General features: G+C 35.3%; 29 protein-coding genes, 2 tRNA genes and 1 rRNA gene. 11 read left to right on the top strand and 21 right to left on the bottom strand.

Annotated elements, in window-relative coordinates:
• Nucleotides 1–6 precede the first annotated feature (6 nt).
• Nucleotides 7–267 (top strand): hypothetical protein, encoded by a 261-nt coding sequence (locus tag ACQY2P_RS09500; protein WP_428326363.1) that lies wholly within the window; start codon nucleotides 7–9, stop codon nucleotides 265–267.
• Nucleotides 268–321: 54 nt separating this feature from the next.
• Here ACQY2P_RS09500 and fsa read toward each other — a convergent pair whose 3' ends face one another.
• Genes fsa through ACQY2P_RS09485 form a run of 3 tightly spaced genes read right to left on the bottom strand, consistent with a single transcriptional unit; the run spans nucleotide 322 to nucleotide 3,625 of the window.
• Nucleotides 322–990 carry a fructose-6-phosphate aldolase gene (fsa, locus tag ACQY2P_RS09495; protein WP_428326362.1) on the bottom strand — a complete coding sequence of 223 codons (669 nt, stop codon included), beginning with the start codon at nucleotides 988–990 and terminating at the stop codon, nucleotides 322–324.
• The gene (locus tag ACQY2P_RS09490) at nucleotides 987–1,961 is read right to left on the bottom strand and encodes a transketolase family protein (protein ID WP_428326361.1); all 975 of its coding nucleotides are present in this window, start codon (nucleotides 1,959–1,961) and stop codon (nucleotides 987–989) included. The genes fsa and ACQY2P_RS09490 overlap by 4 nt, the downstream gene beginning before the upstream one ends.
• Nucleotides 1,958–3,625, bottom strand: a complete 1,668-nt coding sequence (locus ACQY2P_RS09485; RefSeq protein WP_428326360.1) for a ribulose-phosphate 3-epimerase — start codon at nucleotides 3,623–3,625, stop codon at nucleotides 1,958–1,960. The genes ACQY2P_RS09490 and ACQY2P_RS09485 overlap by 4 nt, the downstream gene beginning before the upstream one ends.
• Nucleotides 3,626–3,788: 163 nt before the next feature.
• Between ACQY2P_RS09485 and ACQY2P_RS09480 the strand changes: the two genes are divergently transcribed.
• Genes ACQY2P_RS09480 through ACQY2P_RS09465 form a run of 4 tightly spaced genes read left to right on the top strand, consistent with a single transcriptional unit; the run spans nucleotide 3,789 to nucleotide 6,228 of the window.
• Nucleotides 3,789–4,100, top strand: a complete 312-nt coding sequence (locus ACQY2P_RS09480; protein ID WP_428325559.1) for a CxxC-x17-CxxC domain-containing protein — start codon at nucleotides 3,789–3,791, stop codon at nucleotides 4,098–4,100.
• 41 nt (nucleotides 4,101–4,141) lie between these two features.
• Nucleotides 4,142–4,537, top strand: coding sequence for a hypothetical protein (locus tag ACQY2P_RS09475; RefSeq protein ID WP_428326359.1), 396 nt, complete (start codon nucleotides 4,142–4,144; stop codon nucleotides 4,535–4,537).
• Between the two features lie 44 nt (nucleotides 4,538–4,581).
• On the top strand, nucleotides 4,582–4,728 hold the full coding sequence (locus ACQY2P_RS09470) for a hypothetical protein (protein ID WP_428326358.1): 147 nt from the start codon (nucleotides 4,582–4,584) through the stop codon (nucleotides 4,726–4,728).
• A 33-nt stretch (nucleotides 4,729–4,761) separates the two neighbouring features.
• Complete coding sequence (locus tag ACQY2P_RS09465; RefSeq protein WP_428326357.1) at nucleotides 4,762–6,228, top strand: leucyl aminopeptidase; 1,467 nt, start codon at nucleotides 4,762–4,764, stop codon at nucleotides 6,226–6,228.
• Nucleotide 6,229: 1 nt separating this feature from the next.
• Here ACQY2P_RS09465 and ACQY2P_RS09460 read toward each other — a convergent pair whose 3' ends face one another.
• Nucleotides 6,230–6,358, bottom strand: coding sequence for a hypothetical protein (locus tag ACQY2P_RS09460; protein WP_428326356.1), 129 nt, complete (start codon nucleotides 6,356–6,358; stop codon nucleotides 6,230–6,232).
• Nucleotides 6,359–6,402: 44 nt separating this feature from the next.
• A 5S ribosomal RNA gene (rrf, locus tag ACQY2P_RS09455) occupies nucleotides 6,403–6,522 on the bottom strand.
• Nucleotides 6,523–6,614: 92 nt separating this feature from the next.
• Between rrf and ACQY2P_RS09450 the strand changes: the two genes are divergently transcribed.
• Both ACQY2P_RS09450 and ACQY2P_RS09445 read left to right on the top strand, forming a co-directional pair.
• The gene (locus tag ACQY2P_RS09450; protein WP_428326355.1) at nucleotides 6,615–8,402 is read left to right on the top strand and encodes a ribosome biogenesis/translation initiation ATPase RLI; all 1,788 of its coding nucleotides are present in this window, start codon (nucleotides 6,615–6,617) and stop codon (nucleotides 8,400–8,402) included.
• Nucleotides 8,403–8,407: 5 nt separating this feature from the next.
• A complete protein-coding gene (locus ACQY2P_RS09445; RefSeq protein ID WP_428327293.1) occupies nucleotides 8,408–9,235 on the top strand; it encodes a class I SAM-dependent methyltransferase in 828 nt (275 codons plus the stop codon).
• 1 nt (nucleotide 9,236) lies between these two features.
• Here ACQY2P_RS09445 and ACQY2P_RS09440 read toward each other — a convergent pair whose 3' ends face one another.
• Both ACQY2P_RS09440 and rimI read right to left on the bottom strand, forming a co-directional pair.
• On the bottom strand, nucleotides 9,237–9,455 hold the full coding sequence (locus ACQY2P_RS09440) for a transcriptional regulator (protein WP_428326354.1): 219 nt from the start codon (nucleotides 9,453–9,455) through the stop codon (nucleotides 9,237–9,239).
• A 37-nt stretch (nucleotides 9,456–9,492) separates the two neighbouring features.
• On the bottom strand, nucleotides 9,493–9,990 hold the full coding sequence (gene rimI / locus ACQY2P_RS09435; protein ID WP_428326353.1) for a ribosomal protein S18-alanine N-acetyltransferase: 498 nt from the start codon (nucleotides 9,988–9,990) through the stop codon (nucleotides 9,493–9,495).
• 73 nt (nucleotides 9,991–10,063) lie between these two features.
• Between rimI and ACQY2P_RS09430 the strand changes: the two genes are divergently transcribed.
• Nucleotides 10,064–11,170: a site-2 protease family protein gene (locus ACQY2P_RS09430; RefSeq protein ID WP_428326352.1), complete on the top strand. Its 1,107-nt coding sequence runs from the start codon at nucleotides 10,064–10,066 to the stop codon at nucleotides 11,168–11,170.
• On the opposite strand, the gene ACQY2P_RS09425 is transcribed toward ACQY2P_RS09430, so the two are convergent.
• Nucleotides 11,162–12,244, bottom strand: coding sequence for a transcriptional regulator (locus ACQY2P_RS09425; RefSeq protein WP_428326351.1), 1,083 nt, complete (start codon nucleotides 12,242–12,244; stop codon nucleotides 11,162–11,164). The genes ACQY2P_RS09430 and ACQY2P_RS09425 overlap by 9 nt on opposite strands.
• Before the next feature lie 50 nt (nucleotides 12,245–12,294).
• Here ACQY2P_RS09425 and pyrE point away from each other — a divergent pair, with 50 nt between their 5' ends.
• Nucleotides 12,295–12,900, top strand: coding sequence for an orotate phosphoribosyltransferase (gene pyrE / locus ACQY2P_RS09420; protein WP_428326350.1), 606 nt, complete (start codon nucleotides 12,295–12,297; stop codon nucleotides 12,898–12,900).
• A 110-nt stretch (nucleotides 12,901–13,010) separates the two neighbouring features.
• Here the strand turns inward: pyrE and ACQY2P_RS09415 are convergent.
• Nucleotides 13,011–13,084, bottom strand: a tRNA-Ile gene (locus tag ACQY2P_RS09415).
• A gap of 41 nt (nucleotides 13,085–13,125) precedes the next feature.
• Nucleotides 13,126–13,758 carry a TenA family transcriptional regulator gene (locus ACQY2P_RS09410; RefSeq protein ID WP_428326349.1) on the bottom strand — a complete coding sequence of 211 codons (633 nt, stop codon included), beginning with the start codon at nucleotides 13,756–13,758 and terminating at the stop codon, nucleotides 13,126–13,128.
• 80 nt (nucleotides 13,759–13,838) lie between these two features.
• Between ACQY2P_RS09410 and ACQY2P_RS09405 the strand changes: the two genes are divergently transcribed.
• Both ACQY2P_RS09405 and ACQY2P_RS09400 read left to right on the top strand, forming a co-directional pair.
• Nucleotides 13,839–13,932, top strand: a tRNA-Glu gene (locus ACQY2P_RS09405).
• Between the two features lie 47 nt (nucleotides 13,933–13,979).
• Nucleotides 13,980–14,831 (top strand): polyprenyl synthetase family protein, encoded by an 852-nt coding sequence (locus tag ACQY2P_RS09400; RefSeq protein WP_428326348.1) that lies wholly within the window; start codon nucleotides 13,980–13,982, stop codon nucleotides 14,829–14,831.
• Here ACQY2P_RS09400 and ACQY2P_RS09395 read toward each other — a convergent pair.
• The 11 genes from ACQY2P_RS09395 to ACQY2P_RS09345 are packed head-to-tail and all read right to left on the bottom strand — an operon-like array spanning nucleotide 14,821 to nucleotide 25,175.
• Complete coding sequence (locus ACQY2P_RS09395) at nucleotides 14,821–16,305, bottom strand: NADH-quinone oxidoreductase subunit N (protein ID WP_428326347.1); 1,485 nt, start codon at nucleotides 16,303–16,305, stop codon at nucleotides 14,821–14,823. The two genes, ACQY2P_RS09400 and ACQY2P_RS09395, sit on opposite strands and share 11 nt — an antisense overlap.
• Nucleotides 16,306–16,317: 12 nt before the next feature.
• Nucleotides 16,318–18,396, bottom strand: coding sequence for an NADH-quinone oxidoreductase subunit L (locus tag ACQY2P_RS09390; RefSeq protein WP_428326346.1), 2,079 nt, complete (start codon nucleotides 18,394–18,396; stop codon nucleotides 16,318–16,320).
• Between the two features lies 1 nt (nucleotide 18,397).
• Entirely contained in the window at nucleotides 18,398–19,951 is a 1,554-nt protein-coding gene (locus tag ACQY2P_RS09385; RefSeq protein ID WP_428326345.1) for a complex I subunit 4 family protein, read from the bottom strand.
• Nucleotides 19,951–20,256 carry an NADH-quinone oxidoreductase subunit NuoK gene (gene nuoK / locus ACQY2P_RS09380; protein ID WP_428326344.1) on the bottom strand — a complete coding sequence of 102 codons (306 nt, stop codon included), beginning with the start codon at nucleotides 20,254–20,256 and terminating at the stop codon, nucleotides 19,951–19,953. Before nuoK ends, ACQY2P_RS09385 begins: the two co-directional genes overlap by 1 nt.
• Nucleotides 20,237–20,749 (bottom strand): NADH-quinone oxidoreductase subunit J family protein, encoded by a 513-nt coding sequence (locus tag ACQY2P_RS09375; RefSeq protein WP_428324824.1) that lies wholly within the window; start codon nucleotides 20,747–20,749, stop codon nucleotides 20,237–20,239. The genes nuoK and ACQY2P_RS09375 overlap by 20 nt, the downstream gene beginning before the upstream one ends.
• Entirely contained in the window at nucleotides 20,742–21,239 is a 498-nt protein-coding gene (locus ACQY2P_RS09370; RefSeq protein ID WP_048069014.1) for an NADH-quinone oxidoreductase subunit I, read from the bottom strand. Before ACQY2P_RS09370 ends, ACQY2P_RS09375 begins: the two co-directional genes overlap by 8 nt.
• Nucleotides 21,239–22,537, bottom strand: a complete 1,299-nt coding sequence (gene nuoH, locus ACQY2P_RS09365) for an NADH-quinone oxidoreductase subunit NuoH (protein WP_428326343.1) — start codon at nucleotides 22,535–22,537, stop codon at nucleotides 21,239–21,241. Before nuoH ends, ACQY2P_RS09370 begins: the two co-directional genes overlap by 1 nt.
• Entirely contained in the window at nucleotides 22,538–23,674 is a 1,137-nt protein-coding gene (locus ACQY2P_RS09360) for an NADH-quinone oxidoreductase subunit D (RefSeq protein ID WP_428324826.1), read from the bottom strand.
• A 1-nt stretch (nucleotide 23,675) separates the two neighbouring features.
• Entirely contained in the window at nucleotides 23,676–24,278 is a 603-nt protein-coding gene (locus ACQY2P_RS09355; protein WP_428326342.1) for an NADH-quinone oxidoreductase subunit C, read from the bottom strand.
• Nucleotides 24,278–24,802: an NADH-quinone oxidoreductase subunit B gene (locus tag ACQY2P_RS09350; RefSeq protein ID WP_012214660.1), complete on the bottom strand. Its 525-nt coding sequence runs from the start codon at nucleotides 24,800–24,802 to the stop codon at nucleotides 24,278–24,280. The genes ACQY2P_RS09355 and ACQY2P_RS09350 overlap by 1 nt, the downstream gene beginning before the upstream one ends.
• Nucleotides 24,803–24,842: 40 nt before the next feature.
• On the bottom strand, nucleotides 24,843–25,175 hold the full coding sequence (locus ACQY2P_RS09345) for an NADH-quinone oxidoreductase subunit A (RefSeq protein ID WP_428327292.1): 333 nt from the start codon (nucleotides 25,173–25,175) through the stop codon (nucleotides 24,843–24,845).
• Nucleotides 25,176–25,206 lie beyond the last annotated feature (31 nt).

Genomic DNA, 25,206 nt, shown 5'->3' with positions numbered 1-25,206 from the left:
AATTTCATGGGCAAAATCAGAATACGAACTGGAAGGGGAACAGGAACTATTGAAGTTGATAACGATCCCAAAAAATGGTCCGGTGACGAATTTAAAAAAATTCAAGAGGCAAGAAAGAAAGCTGCAGGAAATACTAGAGTGACATCTGGTAGAGGAACCGGCACAAGAAAACTTAGCGATATGCCTGATCCAAAATCTCGTCCAGATACAAAAGGAATGACTAGAAGTACGGGTAGAGGAACTGGTTCAAGAAAAAGTAGAGGTTAATAAATTCCTCTCAAAATTTCATTTTTGTAATTTTATTTGTATAAAATATCAGTTTTAGATTTTGACGTCAGGATTTTCAGATTTAACTTTTTCCCAATCTTTTAGGAAATTTTCTAAACCAATTTTTGTTAATGGATGTTGAAGCATTTTATCTAAAACACCAGGTGGCAAAGTTACCACATCGGCTCCAATCTTTGCAGCTTCAACTACATGCATCGGATGGCGAACACTTGCCACCAAAATTTCAGTTTTTAGATGAGGATAGTTTTTGAAGATATCTTTAATGTCTTGAATTAGATTCATGCCATCTTGACCAATATCATCTAATCTTCCAATAAAGGGACTAACATATTTTGCACCAGATTTTGCAGCAAGTAAAGCTTGATTTGGTGAAAAAACCAACGTAACATTTACGGGAATGCCTTCTGAAGAAAGTGACTTACAAGCTTTTAATCCATCAGGAGTCATAGGAACTTTAACAACAACATTATCTCCATATTCACGTAGTCGTTTTCCTTCTTCTATCATTCCAGAAAATTCAGTGCTAACAACTTCTAGACTTACATCACCTTTGATAATTTTTGTAATCTCTTCCATCGCATCTTTAGGATTACCTTTTTCTTTTGACATGAGGGAAGGATTTGTAGTAATTCCGTCAAGTAATCCCATGTCATTGAATTTTTTTATTGATTCTAAATTGGCAGTATCAAGAAATATTTTCATAGTTTTTTGCTCCTAATTTCCTTGACTTGTTTTACCATATTAAAAGATGTTATTCCATGCTTTTCTAAAAGTAAAGGAATTTCCTTGTCTCTAGCAGATTCACCAAACATATCTTGAGCACCGATTCTCTTTATGGGCACAGGGTATGATTCAGAAACAGATTCAGCAACTGCAGAACCCATTCCACCAACAATATTATGTTCTTCAGTAGTAACAATACATCCAGTTTCACGAGCGGCTTTTTCTAAAATTTCATGATCAATTGGTTTTATAGAAAACATATCCAAAACTCTACAAGAAATTCCTTCTTCTTGAAGTGTTTCGGCAGCTTCTAATGCCATTCTGACAGTAATTCCACATGCAGCAATTGTACAATCAGAACCATCTCTCAAAGTTATTCCTTTTCCGATTTCAAAGTTTTGAGAGTCTGAATGAACCAAAGGTGTTTTGGATCTTGCCATTCTCATGTAAAATGGTCCATATTCATTTGCCATTAAAGATGTTAATTTAGAAACTGCAATTGTATCTGCAGGAATAAAAACTCGGAAATTTGGAATTACTCTCATTATTGCAATATCTTCAATCTGTTGATGCGAACCACCATCAGGTCCAACTGAAAGACCACCATGTGAAACAACAAATTTTACATTAAGACCTTTTTTTCCAGGAGGGGAAGGATAAGCTACATTATTTCGGATTTGATCAACTGCTCTACCAGGTAAAAATATCGCATAAGTACTTGCAAAAGGTATTTTCCCAGATACTGCTAATCCAGCAGAAGTTGTGACAAGATTGGCTTCGGCAATTCCAACATTAAAAAATCTATTTGGAAATTCTTTTCCAAAACTAGACGTTTTTAGTGAATCAGTAGTATCAGCTCCCAATACAACAATGTTTGGATTTTCTTTTCCAAGTTGAATTAAAGATTTTGAGTATTCTGAACGCATGTCAGTCATTACGGGTTCATTCAAAGATACCCTCTCTCCTGTGCAATTTTTTTAATTTGTTCTTGTTTTTCACCAACAACATGTAATCCAATCCATTTATTCACTAATTCAGTTCCACCTAGTTCATTTGCTTTATCAAGCAATTGTTGTCTTCGAGAAGATAGTACCTCAGTTCTGAAATCTCTAATTGCAGCACGTACATCTTGTTGTCCAATTATGGCACCTCCACCAACAAATGCACGAGCACCATCTGCAAAAATTGAGCCGATATTTTCAAGATTAACACCTCCATCAGCCTCAATATATCCTGAGAAATTATGTTCTCTTAGTATAGTATTCAGTCTAGTCATTTTTGCATGTGTTTCTTCAATGTATTTTTGACCAGATTTTCCAGGAACTACAGACATTACAATAAGTTGATCAAGGGAAGACAAGAATTTGTAAGACCATTCAGGTAATTCAGTATCAGGGTTTATTGCAAAACCAACACCAACTTGATTTTGTTTTAACACATCATGAATTTCTCCGAAACTTGATTCATCAGTTACTTCTGCATGTACAGTGACAATATCACTTCCAGTATCAATGTAATCCCTAACATGTTTTACAGGATCATTAATCATCAAATGGGAATCAAATGGTATTACAGTAAGCGATCGTAGTTCTTTGATTTTGGTATGATCAAATGTTTTGTTTGGAACAAATTGACCATCCATAACATCTAGATGAATATAATCGGCTCTTCCAGAAACACATCTTTTAACTTCATTTTCAAGATTTGTCATGTCACCGGCAATAATCGATGGTGCAATCATAAACTGAGAATCTAATTCCATATTGATAATTGGAACAACATCAGAGTCTGGTGCTTTTCCATGCCATGCAGGATTGTCTTCCATATGCTCAACAGCTTTTCCTTTGACTGTTCTGGAGATAATTATGGTAGGCACACCTTTTGTTGCGTTTGCTTTTTTAATAGCTGAATCAATCTGTTCAACTCTATGACCATCAATTTCAATTACATTCCAACCAAAGGATCTCCATTTATCACCAGTTTTCCATCTAGAAGCATCTTTCCACATTTCAGAAAGATTATCATTGTCTAATTTTTTGTCAAGAGGCATAATTTTTTCAGTATAGGAATCTTGTTGGATAAAGTTTCTATCAAGAAAAACAGTAAGATTATCAACCTTGTATTTTGCCGCAGTCATAGCAGCTTCCCATACTTGACCCTCATCAGATTCACCATCACCAATAATTGTGTAAACATGGAAATCTTTTGAATCAATTTTTCCTGCAAGTGCAATTCCAACAGAATAGGATAAACCAGTGCCTAACGAGCCACCACAAAATTCAACTCCAGGACATTTCAAATCAGGATGGCCTTGCAATTTACTACCAAATTTTCTCAAAGTTTCAAGTTCTGATTCTGGAAAATATCCTGCAACAGCCATGTTTGAAAACAAACCTGGAGCTGCATGGCCTTTTGATAACACTAATCGATCTCTATCTTCCCATTGTGGATTTTTAGGATCAAATTTTAGATATTTGTTAAATAGACAACCCAAAATCTCGGCCATTGAAAATGAACCACCAGGATGACCAGAACCAGCAGTATTTGTTGCTTTGATAACTAATTTTCGAGCTCTAAGAATATTCTTCTTAATTTGATAATAATTGAGCCCCATATCGATCGTTTTGACTTCAAATTTAATAAAAATCTACTTCTAAAACACATTTACAAAAAATTCTGGAGATAATCAAATAATATCAAAATTTGAACAGTCATAAAAATTTCATAGAATTTACAATAGTTTAATTACAGTATAATCTTTCAAAATTTTGAAAGATATGTCCTTTGGCGAAGAAAAAGAGATGCACACAGCAACATGCGGTGATTGTGGAAATGAATGCCAAGTACCATTCAAGCCTAAAGAGGACAGACCTGTTTATTGTAGAGAATGCTTCCCAAATCACAGACCTCAAAGACGTAGTGGAGACAGATTTGGGGGAAGATCAAGATTCAACAGACAAAGAGAGATGCACACAGCAACATGCGGTGATTGTGGAAATGAATGCCAAGTACCATTCAAGCCTAAAGAGGACAGACCTGTTTATTGTAGAGAATGCTTCCCAAATCACAGACAAACCCCTAGTGTTTAGAATTAGGAAGAATTTTTAATTAAATTTAACGTAAATACAGTATGAAAATTGATTTGGATTTTCCAATAGTTGTTTTTGATAATCAATGTTATTTGTGCGTAAAATTTGCAAAAGTTGTAGATTTTTTTGCTAGAGGTAAAATGAAGATGATAGGGCATTATACGAAAGAGGGTGAAAACATCAGAGAGAAAATTCTGAATGAATCTGCACTAGAAATGTTTTGGTTTATTGATCAAAAAAAAGCATACGGAGGGAGATCTGCGTTACTACCATTGGTAAAAACAATTCTTTTAAACAAATCAAAAAAATTTCCAAAAGTGGAAACAGATAATCAATGCACGCAAGATTGTAAATCAGTTAAAGCAGTTTTTCTTAGATCAGCAAGTTTGATTTCCAAAAGTGGAATCATAAAACATTGTGATGAAAATAATATTTGAATACTAAAAATAGACTTTTAAACACAATATTTGGAATTCATACCATGGCAGAACGTAGAACAATTATGATTGATGATGATGTTGCAAAAAAAGTAAGGAATCTTCAAGCAAAAAAAATCAAAGAAACTGCCGGAACTGTAAGCTTCTCTGCAGTAATTAATGAAATGTTAAGAGAATACAATAAATCATAAATCTAAATAAGACTATGAAAATCATACATACGTATGAAGATCAAAATACAAAATACTCCAAAGAAAACACAATTACTTTGTGGATTTGCATTAGAGAAATCAGATAAAGTTTTAGGATTACCAAAATTAGATGCCAAAACATCATTTGCAATTAACCAATCTCTCAAAGATATAGAAGGTAAATCAGGCAAATTAATAGTCATTCCATCTATAGGGAAAAAACAATTTCAGAGAATCCTGATTGCAGGAATTGGTAAAAAAGAAGACATTACAAATGATCTTTTTAGACAAATTTCAGGCAGAATTGCTCAAAAAGCACGTGAACTAAAATTAAAAGAATTTTCGATAATCACACCTCCTACGTTTGTTATTGATCAGGTTTCATCAACATCACAAATTGTGGAAGGAGTAAAGATGGCATTATACAAATTTGAAAAATTCAAGGCTGAAAAAGAAGAAAACTCTCCAGATATGACAATAATTGTTCCAAAATCAAACAAGGTTTTACAAGCAATAAAGACAGCAGAAGTTGTTGCAGAGGGGGCAATATTCACAAAAAGTATCGCCAATTTACCTCCAAACGAATGTACACCATCAACATTAGCAAATTTTGCAAAAACTATTTCCAAGAATAAAATGAAATGTAAAATCATTTCAAAACCAGAACTGAAAAAGAAAGGTTTTGGAGGCATTACTGCAGTAGGACAAGGAAGTAAGAACGAACCAAAACTGATCATTATGGAACACAATCGTGGTTCAAGAAACGAAAAACCAATTGTGCTTGTTGGAAAAGCCGTAACATTTGACACTGGAGGAATTTCATTAAAACCTGGAACAAATATGGATGAAATGAAATTTGACAAATGTGGAGGGTGTACAGTATTAGGAATTATGAAGGCAGTTTCAGAATTAAAATTGCCAATTAATGTAATCGGAATTGTCCCATCTGTTGAAAATATGCCAGGTGGGGAATCATATAGACCAGGAGACATAATCAAACTATACAATGGAAAAACAGCAGAAATTCTCAATACAGATGCAGAAGGAAGATTGATTTTAGCTGATGCGTTAGCATATGGGGAAAAACATTACTCACCTAAAACAATAATTGATTTTGCAACATTAACAGGAGCTTGTATCATTGCATTAGGTACCAATGTAGCAGGAATGGTTTCAAATAATGAAAAATTATCAAAGAAAATTTTTGAATCATCAAAAAATACTACAGAACAAATTTGGGAACTCCCATTAAATCAAGAATTTATGGACATGATAAAATCAGATGTGGCAGATATGAAAAACATGGGCATAGGAAGAGCAGCTGGAACAATAACTGCTGCAGCATTTTTGAGAAATGCAATAGAAGACACTCCATGGACGCATTTGGATATTGCAGGCGTAGCTTGGACACAAACAGCAACAAAAGAAAAATCATACAATCCAAAAGGAGCAACAGGTTTTGGAGTCAGATTGATTTTAGATTATTTACAAAAGTTGTAAATTAGTAACCTCTGCTGTTTCTGTCAGGTTTTCCAACATTTGGATTTCTCCAACCATGTTTTTCCATCATGTGATTCATCAATCGAATGTCATTATCACACATTTCTCCACAAACAGAGCAATTTGGCATGTAATATTTTGATTAATTTCATTATTAATAGATTGTAAATTAGAAAATGCCAGCACTGTTGCTTCCCAAGGGCTCTCGCATCTTAGTAGCACAACAGCGACGTCAGGTTTGACTTCCAAGTTCGGAAAGGGATTGGGTCGCACCCTAACGCTATGGCCGGCTTGAAAATCAATGTTAAAATCTCAATTATTAACGTAACGAAATCGGATAATGGCTTCAAAATAGGTATAAAACGAAGAGATTACCGCTCTAGCACATGACGCATAGAGTCGGGGTTTTAGATCATGAGCTCTGTCAGCCTAAAAAATGTGGTTTAGAGTGCATAAAATACTGCCCAGTAAACAAATCGGGTGCAGATTGTATCGTACTAAATGAGGAATCAAAAAAGGCTCAGATCGACGAGGATATTTGCAATGGATGTGGAATATGTGTTAAAGTATGTCCATTTGATGCAATTACAATAGTAAATTTAGCAAGTGAATTAGCTACTGACAAAATTCATCAATATGGGCCAAATTCATTTCGATTATACAAATTACCAACACCAAAAAAAGGAGAAGTTGTAGGTTTGCTTGGAAGAAACGGTATGGGGAAAAGTACTGTTGTAAATATCCTGTCAGGGAATCTAAAACCAAATCTTGGAAGATATGAAGAACCTCCTGTATGGGATGAGATTCTAAAATACTATAGTGGGACTGAATTAAAACAACATTTTGAAAAAATTAAGCAAAATCAAATTCGTGCATCAATTAAACCTCAACAAGTACATCATATTGCACAAGCATTTGACGGAACGGGAAAAGAACTAATTGAGAAATACGATGAGCGAGGAGTATCAAGAGAACTAATCAAAGAGTTAGGATTACAAAATTCTGTTGATCAAAGTTTAAAGGAGTTAAGTGGGGGAGAACTACAAAGAATTGCAGTAGCTGCTGCAGCTTCTAAAGATACAGAATTTTACTTTTTTGATGAACCATCATCATACAATGATGTTTTTCAAAGAACGGGTGTTGCACGAGTGATTCAAAGTCTTGCAAAACTTGGAAAAAGTGTAATGGTTGTAGAGCATGACTTGACATTACTTGATTTTCTCAGTGACTATATTGAAGTACTATATGGAGAACCATCAGCATATGGCATTGTATCAAATATTCTTTCAACCAAAGTTGGAATCAATGTTTTTCTTGATGGATACCTGCCAAATGAAAATGTGAGATTCAGAGACAAGGCATTTTCCTTTGACGTATCATCTACATCTACAGATGAATTTCAAGAAGGAAGTGAAATTGTAAACTATCCAAAATTAACAAGAAAATATCCTTCATTTTCAGTTGAAATTGAGCCTGGCAGGGTAAGAAAAGGAGAGGTTTTAGGTATTATGGGTGCAAATGCACTTGGAAAAACTACAATGATGAAAATGATTGCAGGTGTAGAAAAACCAGATTCTGGAGAAATTGATAAAAAAATCAAAATAGCATACAAACCACAATATCTTCAAAATGATATTGATGTAGAAGTTGTCGCATTACTTGACAAAGCAAATGGAAGTCCAGTAGAAGGAAGTCTTGAAGAAGAACAAATTCTTGACCCACTAAAAATTAAGAAACTCTACAACAAATCAGTAAAGAATCTTTCAGGAGGAGAACTACAAAAAGTAGCAGTTGCATCTTGTCTTTTACAAAAAGTAGACTTGTATGCACTTGATGAACCATCAGCATTTTTGGATGTTGAAGACAGAATTGCTATTGCAAAATTCTTACAGAAATTTGTTCGCTCTTTTGGCAAGTCGGCAATTGTAATTGACCATGATTTACAGTTAATGGATTTAATTTCAGACACCATGGTAATTTTTGAAGGAGAATCAGGTGCTGCAGGAAAAGCTACATCGCCACTACCAAAAGCAGATGCAATGAACAAATTCCTAAGATCACTAGACATGTCATTTAGACGAGATGAAAAGAGTCTTAGACCAAGAGTAAACAAATTAGAGAGTAGATTAGATAAAAACCAAAAATCATCTGGAAATTTCTATTACAAGAATTGACTCGAATGCTAAAAAAATCACTTGAAAGTGTACTATCTCCAAAAGAAAGTGAAGAATTAATTTCAGCTTTTGATCAGATTGGAGAAATAATTATTGTAAGAATCCCAGATTCACTTTTAGATAAGAAAAAAATTATCGGGGAAGCCCTGTTGAATGATGTAAAGATTGTCAGAAGTGTATTTTATCAGGCATCAGCAGTAGAAGGAGATTTTCGTACACGAAATCTGGAAATTATTGCAGGAGAAGACAATACTGAGACAGAATATAGAGAATTTGGTTGTAAATTCATCGTAGATGTAGAAAATGCATTTTTTTCACCTAGATTATCTACCGAAAGAGACAGAATTGCAAATCTCATTCAAGAAGGAGAAATTATGACAAACATGTTTGCAGGTGTTGGAATGTTTTCTATAATAGCTGCAAAAAAGAAAAAATGTACAGTTTACAGTCTTGATATCAATCCAATTGCATCAAAATTATGTGAAAGAAACATCAAACTAAACAAACTTGCAGGAGAAGTGGTTTCAATTAATGGTGACGCAACACAAATAATCAATGAGCAACTAGTAGACAAATCAGATAGAACGTTAATGTTACTACCAGAAAGATCTGACGAATTTTTAGAATCTGCAATTAAAACAACTAAAGACGAAGGGGTAATCCATTACTATTCGCACATACATGCAGATAAGAAATCAGACGCAGGGAAACTTTCTGAAGAACACTATCTACAGGTAACACCAGTGAAATCAGAAATACTAGGATCAAAAATTGTAAGACCAGTAGGTCCTAGATATTATCAAACAGTTGTAGATGTGAAAATTTTCAAGTAAACTAATCATCGGATGTAATAGATGCAGGAGAAGGTTTTGTTGTTGCCATTACATATCCTATCCAAGCAACAACTCCGAGAATTCCACCTGCAATCATCAACACAGATAATTGCAGTACGATAGGACTCCACTCAGAAAGCATGAGCAAATAAGCATAAAGGAAGAATCCACCAATACAAAGAAGGAAGATGGTAATGCCCATTCCCTTACGTTTGTCCATGGCGGAGAATTTTTCGGGAGTTATTTATTGGTTTTAACTAATTTAGTTCAATGGCCATAAGATATGCATCTTCACCATCACGATAATAGGCGTTAAGTTGTTGTCTAATTACAAATCCAAGTTTTTCATACAATCGTACAGCCTCATTATTACTACATCTTACTTCTAAATAGAATTCATCACATTTTCTAGATTGTACTCCTTTTACTGATTCTTCAACTAGTGCGTTTCCAATTCCTTTCTTTCTATAATCATCAAGAACTGCAATCGATACAACATGACCTTTCTTTACAAAACCTAGTTTCTTAAAATTTGAAAATCCATATTCTGTTTTACACATTATGTATCCAACATGTTTTCCGCCTATCTCAGCTACAATAAACGCCTCCGGAAGTTCTGCAAGTAAACTCTCATAGAAATAATCAGAATAATGTTCAGGGAGTGTTTTTAGATTAATCTCCATAACAGGAATAAGATCGCTTGGTTCAGCCCTTCTAATATTACAATCACCTAATTGTCTTAGAATTACTTGCATACTTGAGATTAAAACTATCAATATTTAATTTTAAACCAAAAGACCATTTAATGGAAAGAGTTAGTCATAAAGAATGGAAGAGCATTCTCAAGATGACATAATTTCTTTAGTGAATTCCATATTTGATGTAAGTGATTTTATAAAAACAGAATTTTCCATGGAGTTTCGAATTGAGGATTTTGAATTCAAATCGAAATTTGAGCAGTTAGCAAGAAAATTAGAAGGCATGAGTTTTGCATGCAGGTTAGAACAAAAAGATGGCGGAAAATTTGTTATTATTCAAAAATTTGCAATAAAAAAACAAAGAAGATGGATGAAGTCGTCATGGACTCCTAGAGCTTTATTTGCAATTGTAATTACATTTGTTATGATTGATGGCTACCATAGAACATCTGGAACAAATTCAATTGTCGAAATTGGAGATCCTCTTGAAATGGCTGCAGTCTATACATTATCACTGTTAGGAATTTTGGGAATTCATGAGCTTGGACATATTGTTGCTGCCAAAGTTCACAGATTAAAAACAACATGGCCATACTTTATTCCAGGTTTACCAGTCATAGGAATTCCAACATTTGGAGCATTTATTCAATCCAGAGGATTAACCATCAATAGAGAGATTTTATTCGATGTTGCAATAGCAGGACCAATTGCAGGATTAGTTATTGCAATAATTGTTTCAATTTATGGAGCATATACTGCACCAGTTTTAGAGGCAGATGTTGTTGCCGAATTTATTGATGATCCTAGATTTAATGAATGGAGTATGGGAGAACCATTGTTAATGACTGCAAGTCTTGCAATGTTTGGTAAAGGCGGTCCTGGACATGAGGTAATTATGACTCCAATAATGTTTGCATCGTGGATTGGATTTCTAATCACATTTTTGAATTTACTTCCTGCATGGCAATTAGATGGAGGACACATGGCAAGAACATTACTTGGTCCAAAATTACACAGATATGCAACTTTTGGAAGCATAGCAATTCTAGTTTTGTTAAATTATTGGCTAATGGCAATTTTAATTCTAATAATGAGTTCAAAAAATCCTAGTGCAATGCCATTAGACGATATTTCACCACTTTCACGAAATAGAAAACTAGCATACATTGGGATTATTGGATTAGCAATTTTATGTGCGCCGCTACCATCAGATTTTTTGCCTAGTTTTCTACCTTAGTAAAAGTCTAGCACCATCTGAAACTACAGCAACTTTTTGTCTTGCACCTTGGGTCTTTAAGATATAATCCATAGAATATTTTATTCCAGGTAATGAAATCATGTTTAGTTTTTTTGCATAAAATTCAGGCAAAATAGAAACGAGTCCAATTTGAAAATTCTTTTGTATTTCTGAAAGAAACAAGAGATCCTCCATACCAGTAATGTATTTTGTGGGATTTCGTAATTGTTCCAAAGTTAATCGATCTTCAATGTATTGTTGAATTGCATCAGAACCTAATCCTCCCTTACATTCAGCAACTAAAATTGCAAGACCATCTTTTTTGATTGCATTAGAACAATTCCATAATGAAGAGAAAGATTTTCCAAGATTATCATTACTTGCATCTTTACCAGTACTAATTATCATTGTTTTATGTTGACCGACATCTTTGATTGAGTTTGACTCTAGAATTTTTGTATTTGAGATAGTTTCTGATGGATGTCCAACTGAAAAATCAATTATACCCTGAGAATTTGCAACAATTTCAATTCCTTGAATTTCAAAGTTATCAGAAAATTTCTTTGCTTCTTGAAGACTTTCAGGATATTGTCCTGGAACAGGAAGATTGCCTTGTCTTTTTGCATATGCTGAAAGCATAGATTCTAAACCGAATTTTTTGATAAGTCTAGTAGAAATGGTCTCATAACCAAAAAGACCATCAAACTCCATTTCACTCATAAATACAAGATTTGAGTTTGGGTTTTCCATATTATCAAATTCATTAATTGAGCTGCCTTCTGGAAGTCCTGCTTTGACTTGATTTAGGATTTTTTTATCAGTAAGAATTTTTGGGAAGGGTTTGGATTTTTGTTCACATAATGTAAACAAAGATGAAATTATTTTTTGAATAGATTTTGAATTATGTAAAACCACAAGTTCCATTGGTTTTGACAAATCGATGGTACTGAGTTTTTCATTGATCGCTGAATCATCTAAAACTTTACCATCAGAATCGATTTTTTGCTCTAAATTCTCGGCTCTTATGTCCAATACAACGTCTGTAATACCATAATTTAACCAAATTTCAGGCATAATTCATTCATAATACAAACCAAAATAAATCCAGTGTAGTTAATTTTGGTATGGAATTTGTAAAAGAGTTTGCAACCTTTTTGTATCAAAAAGGCATCATAAAATTTGGAGATTTTACACTAGCCAGTGGAAAAAAGAGTTCATACTATGTAGATTTAAGACTGGTTCCAAGTTACCCCCATGAATTTAGAAAAATGGTCAAATATCTGGAAAATGAAATTGCTCAAAATATAGGATTGGGCAAATTTGATTCAATAGTTTCAGTACCCACAGGGGGTTTAGTTATTGCATCAGCATTAGCAATTGAAACTGTGAAGCCATTGATCTATGTTAGAAGTAAACCAAAAGATTATGGAACTTCAAAATCAGTTGAAGGTAAAATTCATGATGGAATGGAAGTAGTTATGATAGATGATGTTGCAACAACTGGAGGTTCGGTTGTAAATGCAATCAAATCATTAAAAGAAGTAAACATAGTGATAAAAGATGCATATGTGATTGTTAATAGAATGGAGGGAGCTGAAGAAGCCTTGGAAGAATTAGGAGTTAAAATGCATTCAATTCTAAACATTCTACAAATTACAGAATCATTGCATGAACAAAATCTAGTAGATGATGAAATTTTAGAAAAAGTGAAAAATCAAATTGGCAAATAAGTTTGGCAGCTCAGACAAATGCCTTCCAATCATCATTCAGATATAACTCTGATTCTTCATTGCAGCCAGTGAAATTTGATTTTGCTTATTTTAAAACTAATTGAAAATAATGGGCCCGAAGGGCTTCGATCCCTTGGCTCACCGGTTATGAGCCGGTTACTCTACCAAGCTGAGTTACGGGCCCTAAGCAGATGAACTTTTTCTCAGGTATAAAATGTTATGAGATTAACAGTATTCTTCAAAACAACTGTCCAATAACAAATTTTGTGCAGAAATAGATTTTTCGGCAACTTCAATTAATTTGTCATAATCAGTTGAAGATTTTTCCAGAATGTTTCTCCATGATGCTGCATGTCTAATATCAGCTTCTGTATGTAGTTTGAAATATTCAGTAGCCTCTTCACTAGTCATACCATAGAATTCTGCTAAACCATCAAGTTTTGTTTGACTGATTTTTGGAATTTCTTTTTCAAATGCGTACATTGCACATGCACCATTTTCAAAAGTATCCATTAATTCATTCAAATCAGATACAGCTTTTCTTGTTTTTGGTAAACCGGAATAAGATAGTAATTCTTCTTCAGAAATTCCAAGTTCACCGGCAAAAGCAATCCATGGTTTGATATGATCAGATTCTTCTTGTTGATTTTCAACTAATTCTTTTACAACTGATTCTGGGGCTTGTTCTATAATTGGAGCCATGAAAGATGGAACCTCTTTTACTAATTGGAAATATTCTTTTGAATATCCAGTTAGAGATTCTTTTGTTAATTTTCCATCAGACCATGCTTGGTAAAAAGGATGTTTTAGTAAACTTCTTTCTTCAATCATTTCATCAATTTTTTTAATTATGTTCATGATTTGACTCCAAATCTGCCAATAAAAAAATCTTTGTGGTTTACAAAAGATTTTATGGTCAAAATACAGAATTTTCTTGGGTTCCAGTGGTGTAGACCGGTCAAGCATACTGCCCTTTCAAGGCAGTGATCCCGGGTTCAAAATCAAACGATGAAAATCCCGGCTGGAGCACCAAGATTTAATTAACAATGAGAAAATTTTTTCAATAGAGGCCCAGCATCTTGGACAGAAAAAATATCGAGATTAATCCTTTACTTGAAACATACGGAGAATATATCAAAAAGATTGATCAGGCATTAGATAAAGAACTAGATCTCTATTCAGAGTCAGAATTCATCGAGCCTTTGAAATATTCACTAGAGGGAGGAAAACGAATCAGACCCATTATTCTCACTTTATCAGCTGAAAGTATTGGAAAAACTGATGATAATACATTTGCAGCGTCTTGCGCAGTAGAATTTTTGCATATGGAATCTATAATTCATGATGATATTATTGATAACGAAACAATGAGAAGGCAAAAAGATCCATTCCATATCAAATATGGGTACAATACCAGTGTACTTACAGGAGATTTTGTTTTAGGATTGATTTTAGCAATATGTTCTAGATTGGATAATCCTAGAATAACAAAAGATTTGGCAACTACTGCAATGTTAATGAGTGAAGGTGAGATGATTGAAAGCAGACTAGAAACAAGTGAAGATGTTACATTTGATGATTATCTCAAAGTAATTGAATACAAAACTGCAACTGCATTTGAAGTAGCAGCTAGAACAGGTGCAATCATTGCAAATGGTACAGAAGAGCAAATTGAAGGATTAACTGAATATGGAAAAAATATTGGAATTGCTTATCAAATTAGAGATGATTTGTTAGATTGGAAAAATGAAGATAAGTTGTTTAACACATTGATTAAGAAAAGTTCAGACCCAAGAGATGTTTTTAACAAAATGGAAGAATTACTAAAAGAATATTCTGAAAAAGCCAGAACTAGTTTAAGAAAAATTCCAGATAACGATGCAAAAATAAATCTAGATAATTTGATAAAATTTACTTCGTTTAAGGCATAAGTCCTAAACTAACTATTGGTGTTGCAAATTCTACAAACTTGAGAAGTGGTTCTGGATACACACCGAATCCTACCAAGAAGATTATAGAGAATATCATTACTGCTACAATGGATTTTGGTTCTGAGACTCTCTTTTCTGTTTCACCTTCAAAGTACATCTTTCTAGTAATCCAACCATAGTAAGCAAGTGATAATGCACTGTTAAGAACACCTGCAATTGCAAGCCATGGAGCCCACCATAATGCAGAACCAGCATCTAATGCACTTCCAAATAACATCAATTTACTCCAAAATCCTGAAAGTGGAGGAACACCTGCAAGGGCAAATAATGAAATCACCATGCCTAAAGCAGTGATAGGCATTCTTCTTCCAAGTCCTTTTAATTTATCAATATGAGTCACTGCAAGAGTGGTTACAATTCCTGCAATTGCAATAAAGGCAGCACCTTTCATCACTGCGTGATTGAATATTTGATACAAAGAGCCTTGCAAGCCAAGAGAACTGTATGGGGCAACTGCCAATCCAATCAAAATGTATCCAGCATGTGCAATACTAGAATAAGCCAGCATTCTTGAGAGATTCTTTTGCATAATTGCTGCAACGTTACCAATTGTCATGGTCATCACTGCAATAATTCCTAGAGCTAAAGTCCAATCAAGGTTAAGAGCAACCATTCCAAGAACTATAATTCTAATGGCAGCAGCAAATCCTGCTTTTTTAGTTGCTGCAGCAAGAAGTGCAGTTACTGGAGAGGGTGCACCTTCATAAGTATCTGGAAGCCATTGATGGAAAGGAACAAGTCCCATCTTGAATCCAAATCCTGCAATAAACATTCCAACTGAAAGTAATGCTAATGGCAATAGTGAAGGGTCAAGTGTTGAATAGCCTTCAATAACTTCGCCAATGTTTGTAGAACCAGTTAATCCATAAGATATTGCAATTCCGTAAACGATTATTGCAGAAGATAATGCACCAAATAAGAAGTACTTTAATGCGGCTTCATTTGAACTTGGGTTCTTTTTCATAAATCCAACCAAGATGTAAGTTGGAATACTCATGAGTTCCCAAGCGACAAACAGCATCACAAGATCAGTTGAATATGCAACAAGAATCATACCAATTGTTGCAAGTAAGATTAACGAATAGTAAACAGCAGGAGAGTTGTGTTTTCGCATATAGTTGAAGGAGCCAACTGTTGTGAACAATGCAACAATTAACATTGCAATTGCAAAGAATCCACCAAATGCATCATCTACAAGTACATCATCAGAGAAGAGAGCCGATGCAGCGACATTATCATTGATGAATTCATAGCCAACATAGGCCATAGAGACGATTAATGCAGCAAATGCAATTACGGCATAAAATGAGTTAGAGCCTTTTTCTTTTCTTGCAATACTGATTATTGGAAGAAGAACTCCAACAGTTCCTAAAATTGCAATTAGTATTAATGGTGTGGAAGTGATTTCTAACATTTCATATCTCTCCTACATCAACAATATCAGAACTACGAATAGTAATCCTGCTCCAAATACGAATAGATATGATTGGGAAACACCAGTCTGAGTTCCTTGGACAACTTTTGCACCCCAGGCAGTTGCTTTCTGGAATCCATCATTCATACCATAATCGATAGCTGTCTTTTCAAAGTATCTGAATACACCTCTAGCTAACCATAATGGTGCTACTACAAAGCACCAATACACTATTGCATTGAGATACCATCTGCTTAAGATAACTTTGTGAATTGCGTAAAAGAAAATGTTAGAGTTTACAAATTTGACAGGATCAACCCATCTACCAATATAGAATATGTATCCTAATCCAATTCCTATTGCAAATGCAACAAGTGAAGCACCAAGTGCCACTGGGTTGATACCTTGTAAGAAGTCTGGCAATATTGAGGATTCAGCTTTTACATGTTCGGTGTGAATACCAAATGAATCTTCAAGATATACTTCAAACATATGATGTAAGCCATGTTCTGTAGATAATCCAATTAATCCAATTCCGATAGTCAAAACTGCAAGAATTCCGTATGGAACCCACATTGATAGTGATGCTTCATGTATATGATGTCCTTCTTCTTCCATCTTTTGGATGTGTTTACTCTTGTTTCCAAAGAATACCATACCAATCATTCTTGTGGTATAGAATGCTGTAATTATTGCAGTTAATACTGCAATTGCAAATAGTGGTAATGCCCATTCATTTCCTGATGTATAAACTGCTGCAAAGATTGCATCTTTACTCCAGAAACCTGTTGTGATAAATGGTGCTCCCATTAAACCAAGACCTGCAGCCCACATGAAAGCATACGTCTTTTTCATTTGTTTTCGTAAACCACCCATATCAGTCATAAATCGAGAACCAACAATATGCAGCAAAGAACCTGCTGCCATGAATAATGATGCTTTGAACATTGCGTGAGAAATTAAGTGGAAGAATCCAGCAGTATAACCATCAACATATTGATGAGATAGTCCTGCAACACCTAATGCCATCATCATGTAACCAATTTGTGAACCAGTTGAATATGCAAGGACTTTCTTAATTTCTGGATTAACCATGCCTTGTGTTGCAAGTAACAATGCAGTTATCGCACCAACCCATGCAACAATCTCAAAGAATTGATCTGCCATAATTCCTGCTGCACCTAATGCAAAAACAATTGGACCTATTCTTGCAACCAAGAACACACCAGCTTTAACCATTGTTGCTGCGTGAATCAATGCAGAAACGGCAGTTGGACCAGTCATTGCTTCTAAGAGCCATTCGTTTAATGGGAATTGTGCAGATTTACCTACTGCACCACCAAATAACAACACAAAGGCAGGAACCAATAGACCCTGAGCATTCATAGCAATAGCCCATTCATGATCTCCCATCAGTTCCTTGAAACCAAATGTTCCAGCGAATAAGAATATCAAAAGCATACCAGCAATCATCATCACATCACCAACTTTGGTCATGATGAATGCCTTCATACCAGCGTGTGTTGGAGCATAGTAATCTAACAGACCAAGAACAGTACGCCCTTCTTGTCCAACATGATCTTTCTTTTTATCACGATACCAGAAGCTGATTAATGCATAAGATGCAAGACCTACACCTTCCCATCCAAAGAAGACTTGTAGTAAGTTATCAGATAACACAATTAATTGCATTGAACCAATAAAGAACATCATCCAGAACCAAAATCTTGTAATATCTTTATCGCCTTTCATATATCCAGTACTGTAAATCATAATCAAGAATGAAATCCAAGCAACAACATTTGCCATAATTACTGAAAGGGGATCAGCTAATACACCGCCCTTCAGACCAATTGCTTCAATCCACATAACCTGTTTGTGAATTTCACTTCCTTCAACTGCAAGAGGTAACAAAGATGCTGCAGATAATGCACTCATTAATGCAAATCCAACTGCAACGTATCCTGTTGTTCGTTTTGAGAATTTTCCAATACCTGGCATAATTAGTGCGGCAGCAAATGGTAAAATCCAAACAAGCCATGCGGCGGCAGATGTTGCTTCAAATGGTAAACCAATAGCTTCAGTTGCCATATTAAACTCCCAACACTCCATTCATGTAAGGCATAATTGTGTTCAAGAAGATGTCTGGATAAATTCCAAGTACGACAGTAAATCCAGCTAGTACCATCATTGGTGCTGTCATGTACCAACTTCCTTCTTTGACTTTCTCTAGATGTTCTGGTGTTTTACCAAAGAATATTCGTTTCAGCATCCATAACATGTAAGACATTGTAAGTGCAGTTGCTACAAGTCCAAGACCAAATGTTACTGCTCTAACTGTGGAACCTTCTTCAATTGCAGTTTCTAATGCACCGTAAAAGAGAATCCATTCTCCCATAAATCCACTGGTTGGTGGAACACCCATAATTGTAAGTGCACCAATAACTGCACATACTGCAGTAATTGGCATTTTTCCAGCAAGACCACCAAGTTTTGAGATACTACGTGTACCTACTTTAACAATAATAATTCCAGCCATCATGAAGAGAATACCTTTTCCAAGTCCGTGAGTGATATACATCATCTCAGCACCTGCAAGACCCATTGCAGACATTGAACCGATACCAAATAGTAAATAGCCCATCTGGCTGATACTAGAATAAGCAAGTAGACGTTTTATGTCATCTTGCATTAATGCCATCGCACCACCATAGATCATTGTAACAAGACCCCAAATGTGGAACCAAATTGAAAGTTCTGCAAAAGTAGATGGTAAGAATTCAACAATTAATCTAAAGATACCATATGCACCAATTCCGATCATTGCAGGAGACAAAAGTGCACTAATTGGAGTAGGTGCTGAACCGTGGACATAAGGTAACCAAACATGGAACATAAAGACAGCCAGTTTTACTCCAAGACCAATCGCAATTGCAATTGCCGAGATCATTACAATATCTTGAGGAATTTCAGATTCTTTGATATCAGCAAAGTCAAAGCTGCCAATAGTCAATCCAATCATCAAGAATCCTAATAGTAAAATAACTGCACCAGCATGAGTCCAAAAGAGGAACATTAAACCAATCTTTCTTCTTGGACCATCACCCCAAAGAGCAACTAAGAAGAAACCAGGAATTAACATAACTTCAAAGAATATGTAAAATTCTATCAGATTTGTTGACATGACGGTTCCAAGCATTCCCATTGCAAATACAAGATAAAGTGCAAAGTAAAGACCAGATTTTGCATTTACATAATTAGAAAGAGCAGATGATTCAACAACAGAACTTTGTCCACTTGAAGAAGAATTGATTTTTTGTTCTTCTTCAAATTGTTCATGGAATTTGTGAATCATGTATGGTTTTGAATAGAGTACCAAAATTGTGGACAATACATAGATGATTATTGCAAATGGAGATGCTAAACCATCTAGTAAGAAACCAAATTCACCAAATTGTTCTGTCCATGGATAGTGTTCTTCAACAGTTCCAGATAATGCTGCATTAACTACAAGAATTGTGGTATAAAGTAAGATTGCAAATGTGAACCACATAGCAGGAGTTGGTCCTACTTTTCTTCCTAAGATGTAGGCTATTGGAGATAAGAGTAGTGGCAAGAAAACTGCCTGTAATAATGCGTATTCCATTATCCTTTCAAACTCCTGAAGTCTGCAATATCGACATTTTGATACATACGATATGCTACAATAATTAATGACAATCCAACTGCTACTTCGGCAGCTGCAATTGCTATAGAGAATAATGCCATGGTTTGACCACCGCTATGTGGTAAGAATCTACCAAATGCAACCAAACTGAGATTAGCAGCATTAATGATAATTTCAACTGCAAATAGCATTCTAATGAAATTACGTTTAACAGCAAGACCATAGATTCCTATTCCTAATAGGGCTACAGATACAAGTGTAAAATCAATTAGTTCGTTGGTCATCCTCTACATCCTCTCGTTTTGCTAATACAAGTGCACCAGTAACAGAACCGGCTAAAATCAATCCCATCAAAATTAATGCAGGCCAATAATATGTTACAAAGTCTGTACCAATATCTCTAAAGTCAACAGGTGGTTCATCAGTAGTGATTGTTTTAATTCCAGAATCTAAAAAGACTGCACCTAATCCTACCATTACAACCATCATCAAACCAATTCCGGCAAACTTTCTTCTTTTATCTTCAATTTTTTTGAATATGAGTTCTCTTTTTACCAACATGACAGTAAATAAGATAAGAACAGCGATAGAGCCAACATAAACTGCAAGTTGGAATAATGCAACAAATGGAGCATCTAACAAAAAGAAGAATCCGGCAATACCACCAAGAGTTCCCATTAATGCGATGGAACCATAAATTAATGATCTTAATTCAAGTGCTGCAATTGCAGAACCAATTGTGATTACAGTAAGAGCTAAGAATGCAGCATCAGCCATGTGTTGCACCTCTATCAGTGATTTGGATTTCACTATCTTGTGTAAGATATGGTTTTACTGCAAGTTGTGCAGGAGTGTAAATTAGACCTTCTTTAGTAAATGAAGATAATTCATAATCATTTGTCATGTAAAGTGCATAAAATGGACAAGCATCAACACAAAGACCACAGAAAACACATTTTCCATAATCAATTTGAGGCATGATAGATTTTTTATTTTGTTTTTGTTCCTCAGGGACTTTTACCATTGCAATTGCTTCAGCAACACCTTCACAAGCAATTGAACATAATTGACATCCAGTACAGTGATCATGGAATAGCATATGTCTTCCTTTCAGTCCAGCTATACCAACACCAGTTGAAGGATCAAATTGATAACCATCACCAACAAATTTTAGTTTCTCTTCAGGATAACGAAGTGTAAATCGTTTAATGGCAAGATGTTTAATTCCTGAATTTAATGCACGAATAATTCCAGTTGCAGTGCCCATTATTGTAATCCTCCTGGTCCCAAGACTCCAGCGTAAAGCAAGCCTAGTGCAATAAAGATGTTAACGAATGCTAATCCAATTAATTTAGTCCAACCAAGACTCAATAACATATCAATTCTGATTCTTGGGAACACACCTCTAGGTAACAGTATGAAGAAAATCACACCAACTGTTTTTAGAACAAACCAGAGAGTTCCATTTAGCATTTCTTGATCAAATAATGGCATTCCAGGGAATGGACCTATAGTAAGAGGACCCATTTCAACTCCAGTAAGTAATTCTTCTGGGAATGGAGGTACAACCATTGGACCGTTCCATCCACCTAAGAACAAAACAACAAACAATCCTGCAAATGCGTAAAGTTTCAGATATGTTCCTAATTGAACTAAACCATACATCATTCCAGAGAATTCAGTTAACCAACCAGCAACAATTTCACTTTCTGCTTCTGGCAAGTCAAATGGAATTCTCTCTAATTCTGCAAGCATTGTGATAAAGAAGACAATTGCCCCAACTGGCAAAAAGATAATCCATGGGAAGTTTGATTGACTAGCTGCAATTTCAGACAAGTTGAGTGTACCAGTTAGAATTACAACTCCTAACAAAGACAAGATTAACGGAATTTCAAATGAAACCATTTGGAATAGAGCTCTAATACCACCAATGAATGGGAATTTACTGTTAGCAGACCATGCTGAAAGAATTGTTATGATTGGGAAGAAACCAATTACTGCAAAGACACCAAGTAATCCCAAGTCTACATCTGCAACTACCCAACCAGGAGCTACAGGAATTAATGCAACAAATGCAGCAGCTGTTGCAACAAATATCACAGGAGCTGCCCAGAATATTGGCTTGTCAGCTTTCGCAGGAATAATAATCTCTTTAGAAATTAGTTTTAGGCCATCGCCTGCTAATTGTAAAATACCTTCAATTTTTCCACAGTAAAAAGGACCTACTCTTAATTGTAACTTGGCAAGCATCTTTCTTTCAACAAAAATTGTAGCGGCAGCAATAAGAGCAGCAAATCCAAATCCTGGAAATGCCATCACTCTAAACATATCAGTTGCCATGAATGCTTTTAGAATTGGTAGACTACGTGAAGGGTCCGCTAACCAAGTCATGGCAAGGAATGGTGTAAGTAATTCACCATTAATTACAGGCATTTCAATGTAGAACAAGAGTACTTGAATTGCAGGCAATCCAATTAGTGACACAAGTAGAACAATCCAAAATGCATTATCAAGAAGAGATTTGATAAACTCACTTAGTTTGAATTTTGGTGCTAAAGCTGACATTTACCTATCTGCCTCCACTGGCCAATAATTAAGACTCCAATAAACAGATGGCATGTTACCAAGTTTTTCGCCAATCAGAAGATTAGGCAATGCTAGTAAGTTTCTAAATGAAGGAACACTCATCTTTACTCTGTAAGGTTCAGTTTTACCATCAGATACAATATAACAACCAAGAGAACCTCTGCCAGATTCAACGCGTTTGTAAACAGTTGCAGGGCCTTTAGTCTTAGGATTTGGCTTTAGTTTTGTTCTGACAGAACCAGACTTTGGCATTTTCTGTAATGCTTGTCTAATGATATTACAACTTTCCATCATGTCAAGCCATGGAACTCTAGATCTTGCATAAGAATCTCCTTCTTTCATTACGTTAGTATGAACGTCTAATTCATCATAGACATCATAAGGTGCTTTTACTCTCAAATCATAATCTACACCACTTGCTCTAAGTACTGAACCAGTGGTTCCATATCTAATTGCATTTTCACGTGACAGTACACCAGTGTCTTGTGTTCTTGAAATCAAGATAGGATTATCATAAAACACGGCAGCGTATTCTTTGATACGTTTCTCAAAGTAATTCACTTGACGTAAACATACATCTTCAAAGTTTGCAGGCAAATCGTTTCTTACTCCACCGGGGATAAAGTGTGCATGTGTTACTCTAGCGCCAGATACTTTTTCCATAAGATCAATTAAGAGTTCTCTGTCACCTGCAGGCCACATGAACATTGTAGAGTGGCCTAAGAAAATTCCATAAATTGCAAGCCAATACATTGTGTAGATACAACGATTTAGTTCTGAACAAATTACTCTAACATATTTTGCACGTTCTGGAACTTCAATTCCAAGAATTTCTTCTGCACCTAAAACATACGGATAAAGAACATTACAAGAATCATGAATTACTGGTCTTTCCAAGTGAGGAACATTAGTGATGTAGTTTCTATATTCTGCCATCTTTTCTTCTCCACGATGAACATATCCCGGATCAGGATCACATGCAACAATATAATCACCATCAATTTGAACAACAATTCTCATGTGACCAGAACCCGGATGTTGGGGTCCAACATTGAGAGTCATAATTCTCTCATCTACTTTTTTGAGTGCTAACCCTGGTGGCATTATATCAGTCATATCATCTACCCTTTATTGCAAAGTCCTTTCGAAGTGGTGGTAAGTCTGCCCAATCTTCAGGCAAAAGTAATCGTCTATTATCTGGATGACCATCAAAGTAAACACCTAACATTTCAAAAACTTCTCTTTCACCAAATTCTACACTGTAAAACACATCTCTAAGAGTAGGGAGTTTTGTAGAGTCTTGTCCAGGAATTGGGTGTGATTCTCTAGGAGCACGAGTGGTTAATGTAAGAACTTGTCTTGCAAGAGAGGATTCAGAATAAGAGCCAAGATGATAAACTACTTCAATTTCATTATCTGCAGGATAATCTACGCCTGAGACAGATTCAGCATGGTCATAATGCAAATCATCACGAATGAATTGGGCTACATCATGAACGTTTTCTTTACTTGTTTTAATTCCAATTCGGTCTTCTTTTACAAAGTCTACTTCTACTTTATCTCCAAATTTTTCTACTAGTTTATCTGAAATACCTTTTTCAAATGCTGGAAGTTCTACGGGTTTTTCTTCAGCCTTTGCGGGGGGTTTTGGTGTAGGTTTAGGAGGAGATGGTTTCTCTTCAGGTTTTGCTGCTGCTGGTTTTTCAGAATCACTACTCATTATACAAACTTCCTAGCCTTCATTCTCTTAATTTTCTCTTGTAACAAAATACATCCTTGTATGAGAGTTTCAGGTCTAGGTGGGCAACCTGGAACATAGACATCAACTGGAATTACTCCGTCAATTCCTGGAAGTACATTGTATGAATCAAAATACAATCCTCCAGTAATTGCACAAGCTCCCATAGCAATTACATACTTTGGTTCCGGCATTTGATCATAAACTAATCTGAGACGTGGTGCCATCTTTCTTGTAATAGTTCCTTGAACAACAACTAGATCACATTGTCTAAGTGATCCAAATGCTTCGATGATACCAAATCTTTCAACATCATATCTTGGACTTGATGCTGCGCCAAATTCTACACTGCAACAAGCTGTTTCAATGTGGACAGGCCAGAGTGACCAAATTCTACCCCAATTGATGGCGTAGCCCAATGGTTTGTCGATTGCTTTTTCTAAAATGTCTCCGAGTTTTCCTACAAAGACATTTGCATTTTCTGGTGTTACTAAGTCTTTAAGCAATCTTATCTCCTATCCCCGTTAATTTGATTTGTATAAAAAACTACCATATTTTTCGTCTCCCTGATTGATACAATGCAAATGCCATTGCACCAAACATTATAGCTAAGAATCCCATCATCGGTAAAGTTGCACTCTTTGGAAGTTCCAAAAGAGCACTTCCCCATGCATACAAGAAAATTGCCATTACATCAAAAACTACGAACATGAGAATATACGGATAATATTGCATCATGAAATGCGTTCGTCCTTCTCCAGATGGAACTTGACCACATTCCATCGGCAAAAATTTTACTGGATTACTACGTTTTCGAGGAGAAACCATTCGAGAAATGATCAATGCAGGTGCCATTGCTGCTATACCAAAGGCAAACATCAATACCACAGTACTGTAATTGCCCGCTAAT

The organism is Candidatus Nitrosopumilus sp. (assembly GCF_965262695.1).
Classification (GTDB): Archaea; Thermoproteota; Nitrososphaeria; order Nitrososphaerales; family Nitrosopumilaceae; genus Nitrosopumilus.
Note: the sequence above shows the minus strand (reverse complement) of the source record. Positions and strands in the feature narration are given on the sequence as shown.

Bases quoted from the DNA above. Each gene is read 5' to 3' on its own strand.
- pyrE (WP_428326350.1), top strand. From the start codon at position 12,295: ATGGAATTTGTAAAAGAGTTTGCAACCTTTTTGTATCAAAAAGGCATC.
- ACQY2P_RS09470 (WP_428326358.1), top strand. From the start codon at position 4,582: ATGGCAGAACGTAGAACAATTATGATTGATGATGATGTTGCAAAAAAA.
- ACQY2P_RS09450 (WP_428326355.1), top strand. From the start codon at position 6,615: ATGACGCATAGAGTCGGGGTTTTAGATCATGAGCTCTGTCAGCCTAAA.
- ACQY2P_RS09460 (WP_428326356.1), bottom strand. From the start codon at position 6,358: ATGCCAAATTGCTCTGTTTGTGGAGAAATGTGTGATAATGACATTCGA.
- ACQY2P_RS09430 (WP_428326352.1), top strand. From the start codon at position 10,064: ATGGAAGAGCATTCTCAAGATGACATAATTTCTTTAGTGAATTCCATA.
- ACQY2P_RS09425 (WP_428326351.1), bottom strand. From the start codon at position 12,244: ATGCCTGAAATTTGGTTAAATTATGGTATTACAGACGTTGTATTGGAC.
- ACQY2P_RS09500 (WP_428326363.1), top strand. From the start codon at position 7: ATGGGCAAAATCAGAATACGAACTGGAAGGGGAACAGGAACTATTGAA.
- ACQY2P_RS09440 (WP_428326354.1), bottom strand. From the start codon at position 9,455: ATGGACAAACGTAAGGGAATGGGCATTACCATCTTCCTTCTTTGTATT.
- ACQY2P_RS09345 (WP_428327292.1), bottom strand. From the start codon at position 25,175: ATGTTTGCCTTTGGTATAGCAGCAATGGCACCTGCATTGATCATTTCT.
- ACQY2P_RS09445 (WP_428327293.1), top strand. From the start codon at position 8,408: ATGCTAAAAAAATCACTTGAAAGTGTACTATCTCCAAAAGAAAGTGAA.
- ACQY2P_RS09355 (WP_428326342.1), bottom strand. From the start codon at position 24,278: ATGAGTAGTGATTCTGAAAAACCAGCAGCAGCAAAACCTGAAGAGAAA.
- ACQY2P_RS09360 (WP_428324826.1), bottom strand. From the start codon at position 23,674: ATGACTGATATAATGCCACCAGGGTTAGCACTCAAAAAAGTAGATGAG.
- ACQY2P_RS09375 (WP_428324824.1), bottom strand. From the start codon at position 20,749: ATGGCTGATGCTGCATTCTTAGCTCTTACTGTAATCACAATTGGTTCT.
- nuoH (WP_428326343.1), bottom strand. From the start codon at position 22,537: ATGTCAGCTTTAGCACCAAAATTCAAACTAAGTGAGTTTATCAAATCT.
- ACQY2P_RS09410 (WP_428326349.1), bottom strand. From the start codon at position 13,758: ATGAACATAATTAAAAAAATTGATGAAATGATTGAAGAAAGAAGTTTA.
- ACQY2P_RS09480 (WP_428325559.1), top strand. From the start codon at position 3,789: ATGTCCTTTGGCGAAGAAAAAGAGATGCACACAGCAACATGCGGTGAT.
- ACQY2P_RS09475 (WP_428326359.1), top strand. From the start codon at position 4,142: ATGAAAATTGATTTGGATTTTCCAATAGTTGTTTTTGATAATCAATGT.
- ACQY2P_RS09485 (WP_428326360.1), bottom strand. From the start codon at position 3,625: ATGGGGCTCAATTATTATCAAATTAAGAAGAATATTCTTAGAGCTCGA.
- ACQY2P_RS09395 (WP_428326347.1), bottom strand. From the start codon at position 16,305: ATGTTAGAAATCACTTCCACACCATTAATACTAATTGCAATTTTAGGA.
- ACQY2P_RS09390 (WP_428326346.1), bottom strand. From the start codon at position 18,396: ATGGCAACTGAAGCTATTGGTTTACCATTTGAAGCAACATCTGCCGCC.
- ACQY2P_RS09370 (WP_048069014.1), bottom strand. From the start codon at position 21,239: ATGGGCACTGCAACTGGAATTATTCGTGCATTAAATTCAGGAATTAAA.
- rimI (WP_428326353.1), bottom strand. From the start codon at position 9,990: ATGCAAGTAATTCTAAGACAATTAGGTGATTGTAATATTAGAAGGGCT.
- fsa (WP_428326362.1), bottom strand. From the start codon at position 990: ATGAAAATATTTCTTGATACTGCCAATTTAGAATCAATAAAAAAATTC.
- nuoK (WP_428326344.1), bottom strand. From the start codon at position 20,256: ATGACCAACGAACTAATTGATTTTACACTTGTATCTGTAGCCCTATTA.
- ACQY2P_RS09465 (WP_428326357.1), top strand. From the start codon at position 4,762: ATGAAGATCAAAATACAAAATACTCCAAAGAAAACACAATTACTTTGT.
- ACQY2P_RS09385 (WP_428326345.1), bottom strand. From the start codon at position 19,951: ATGGAATACGCATTATTACAGGCAGTTTTCTTGCCACTACTCTTATCT.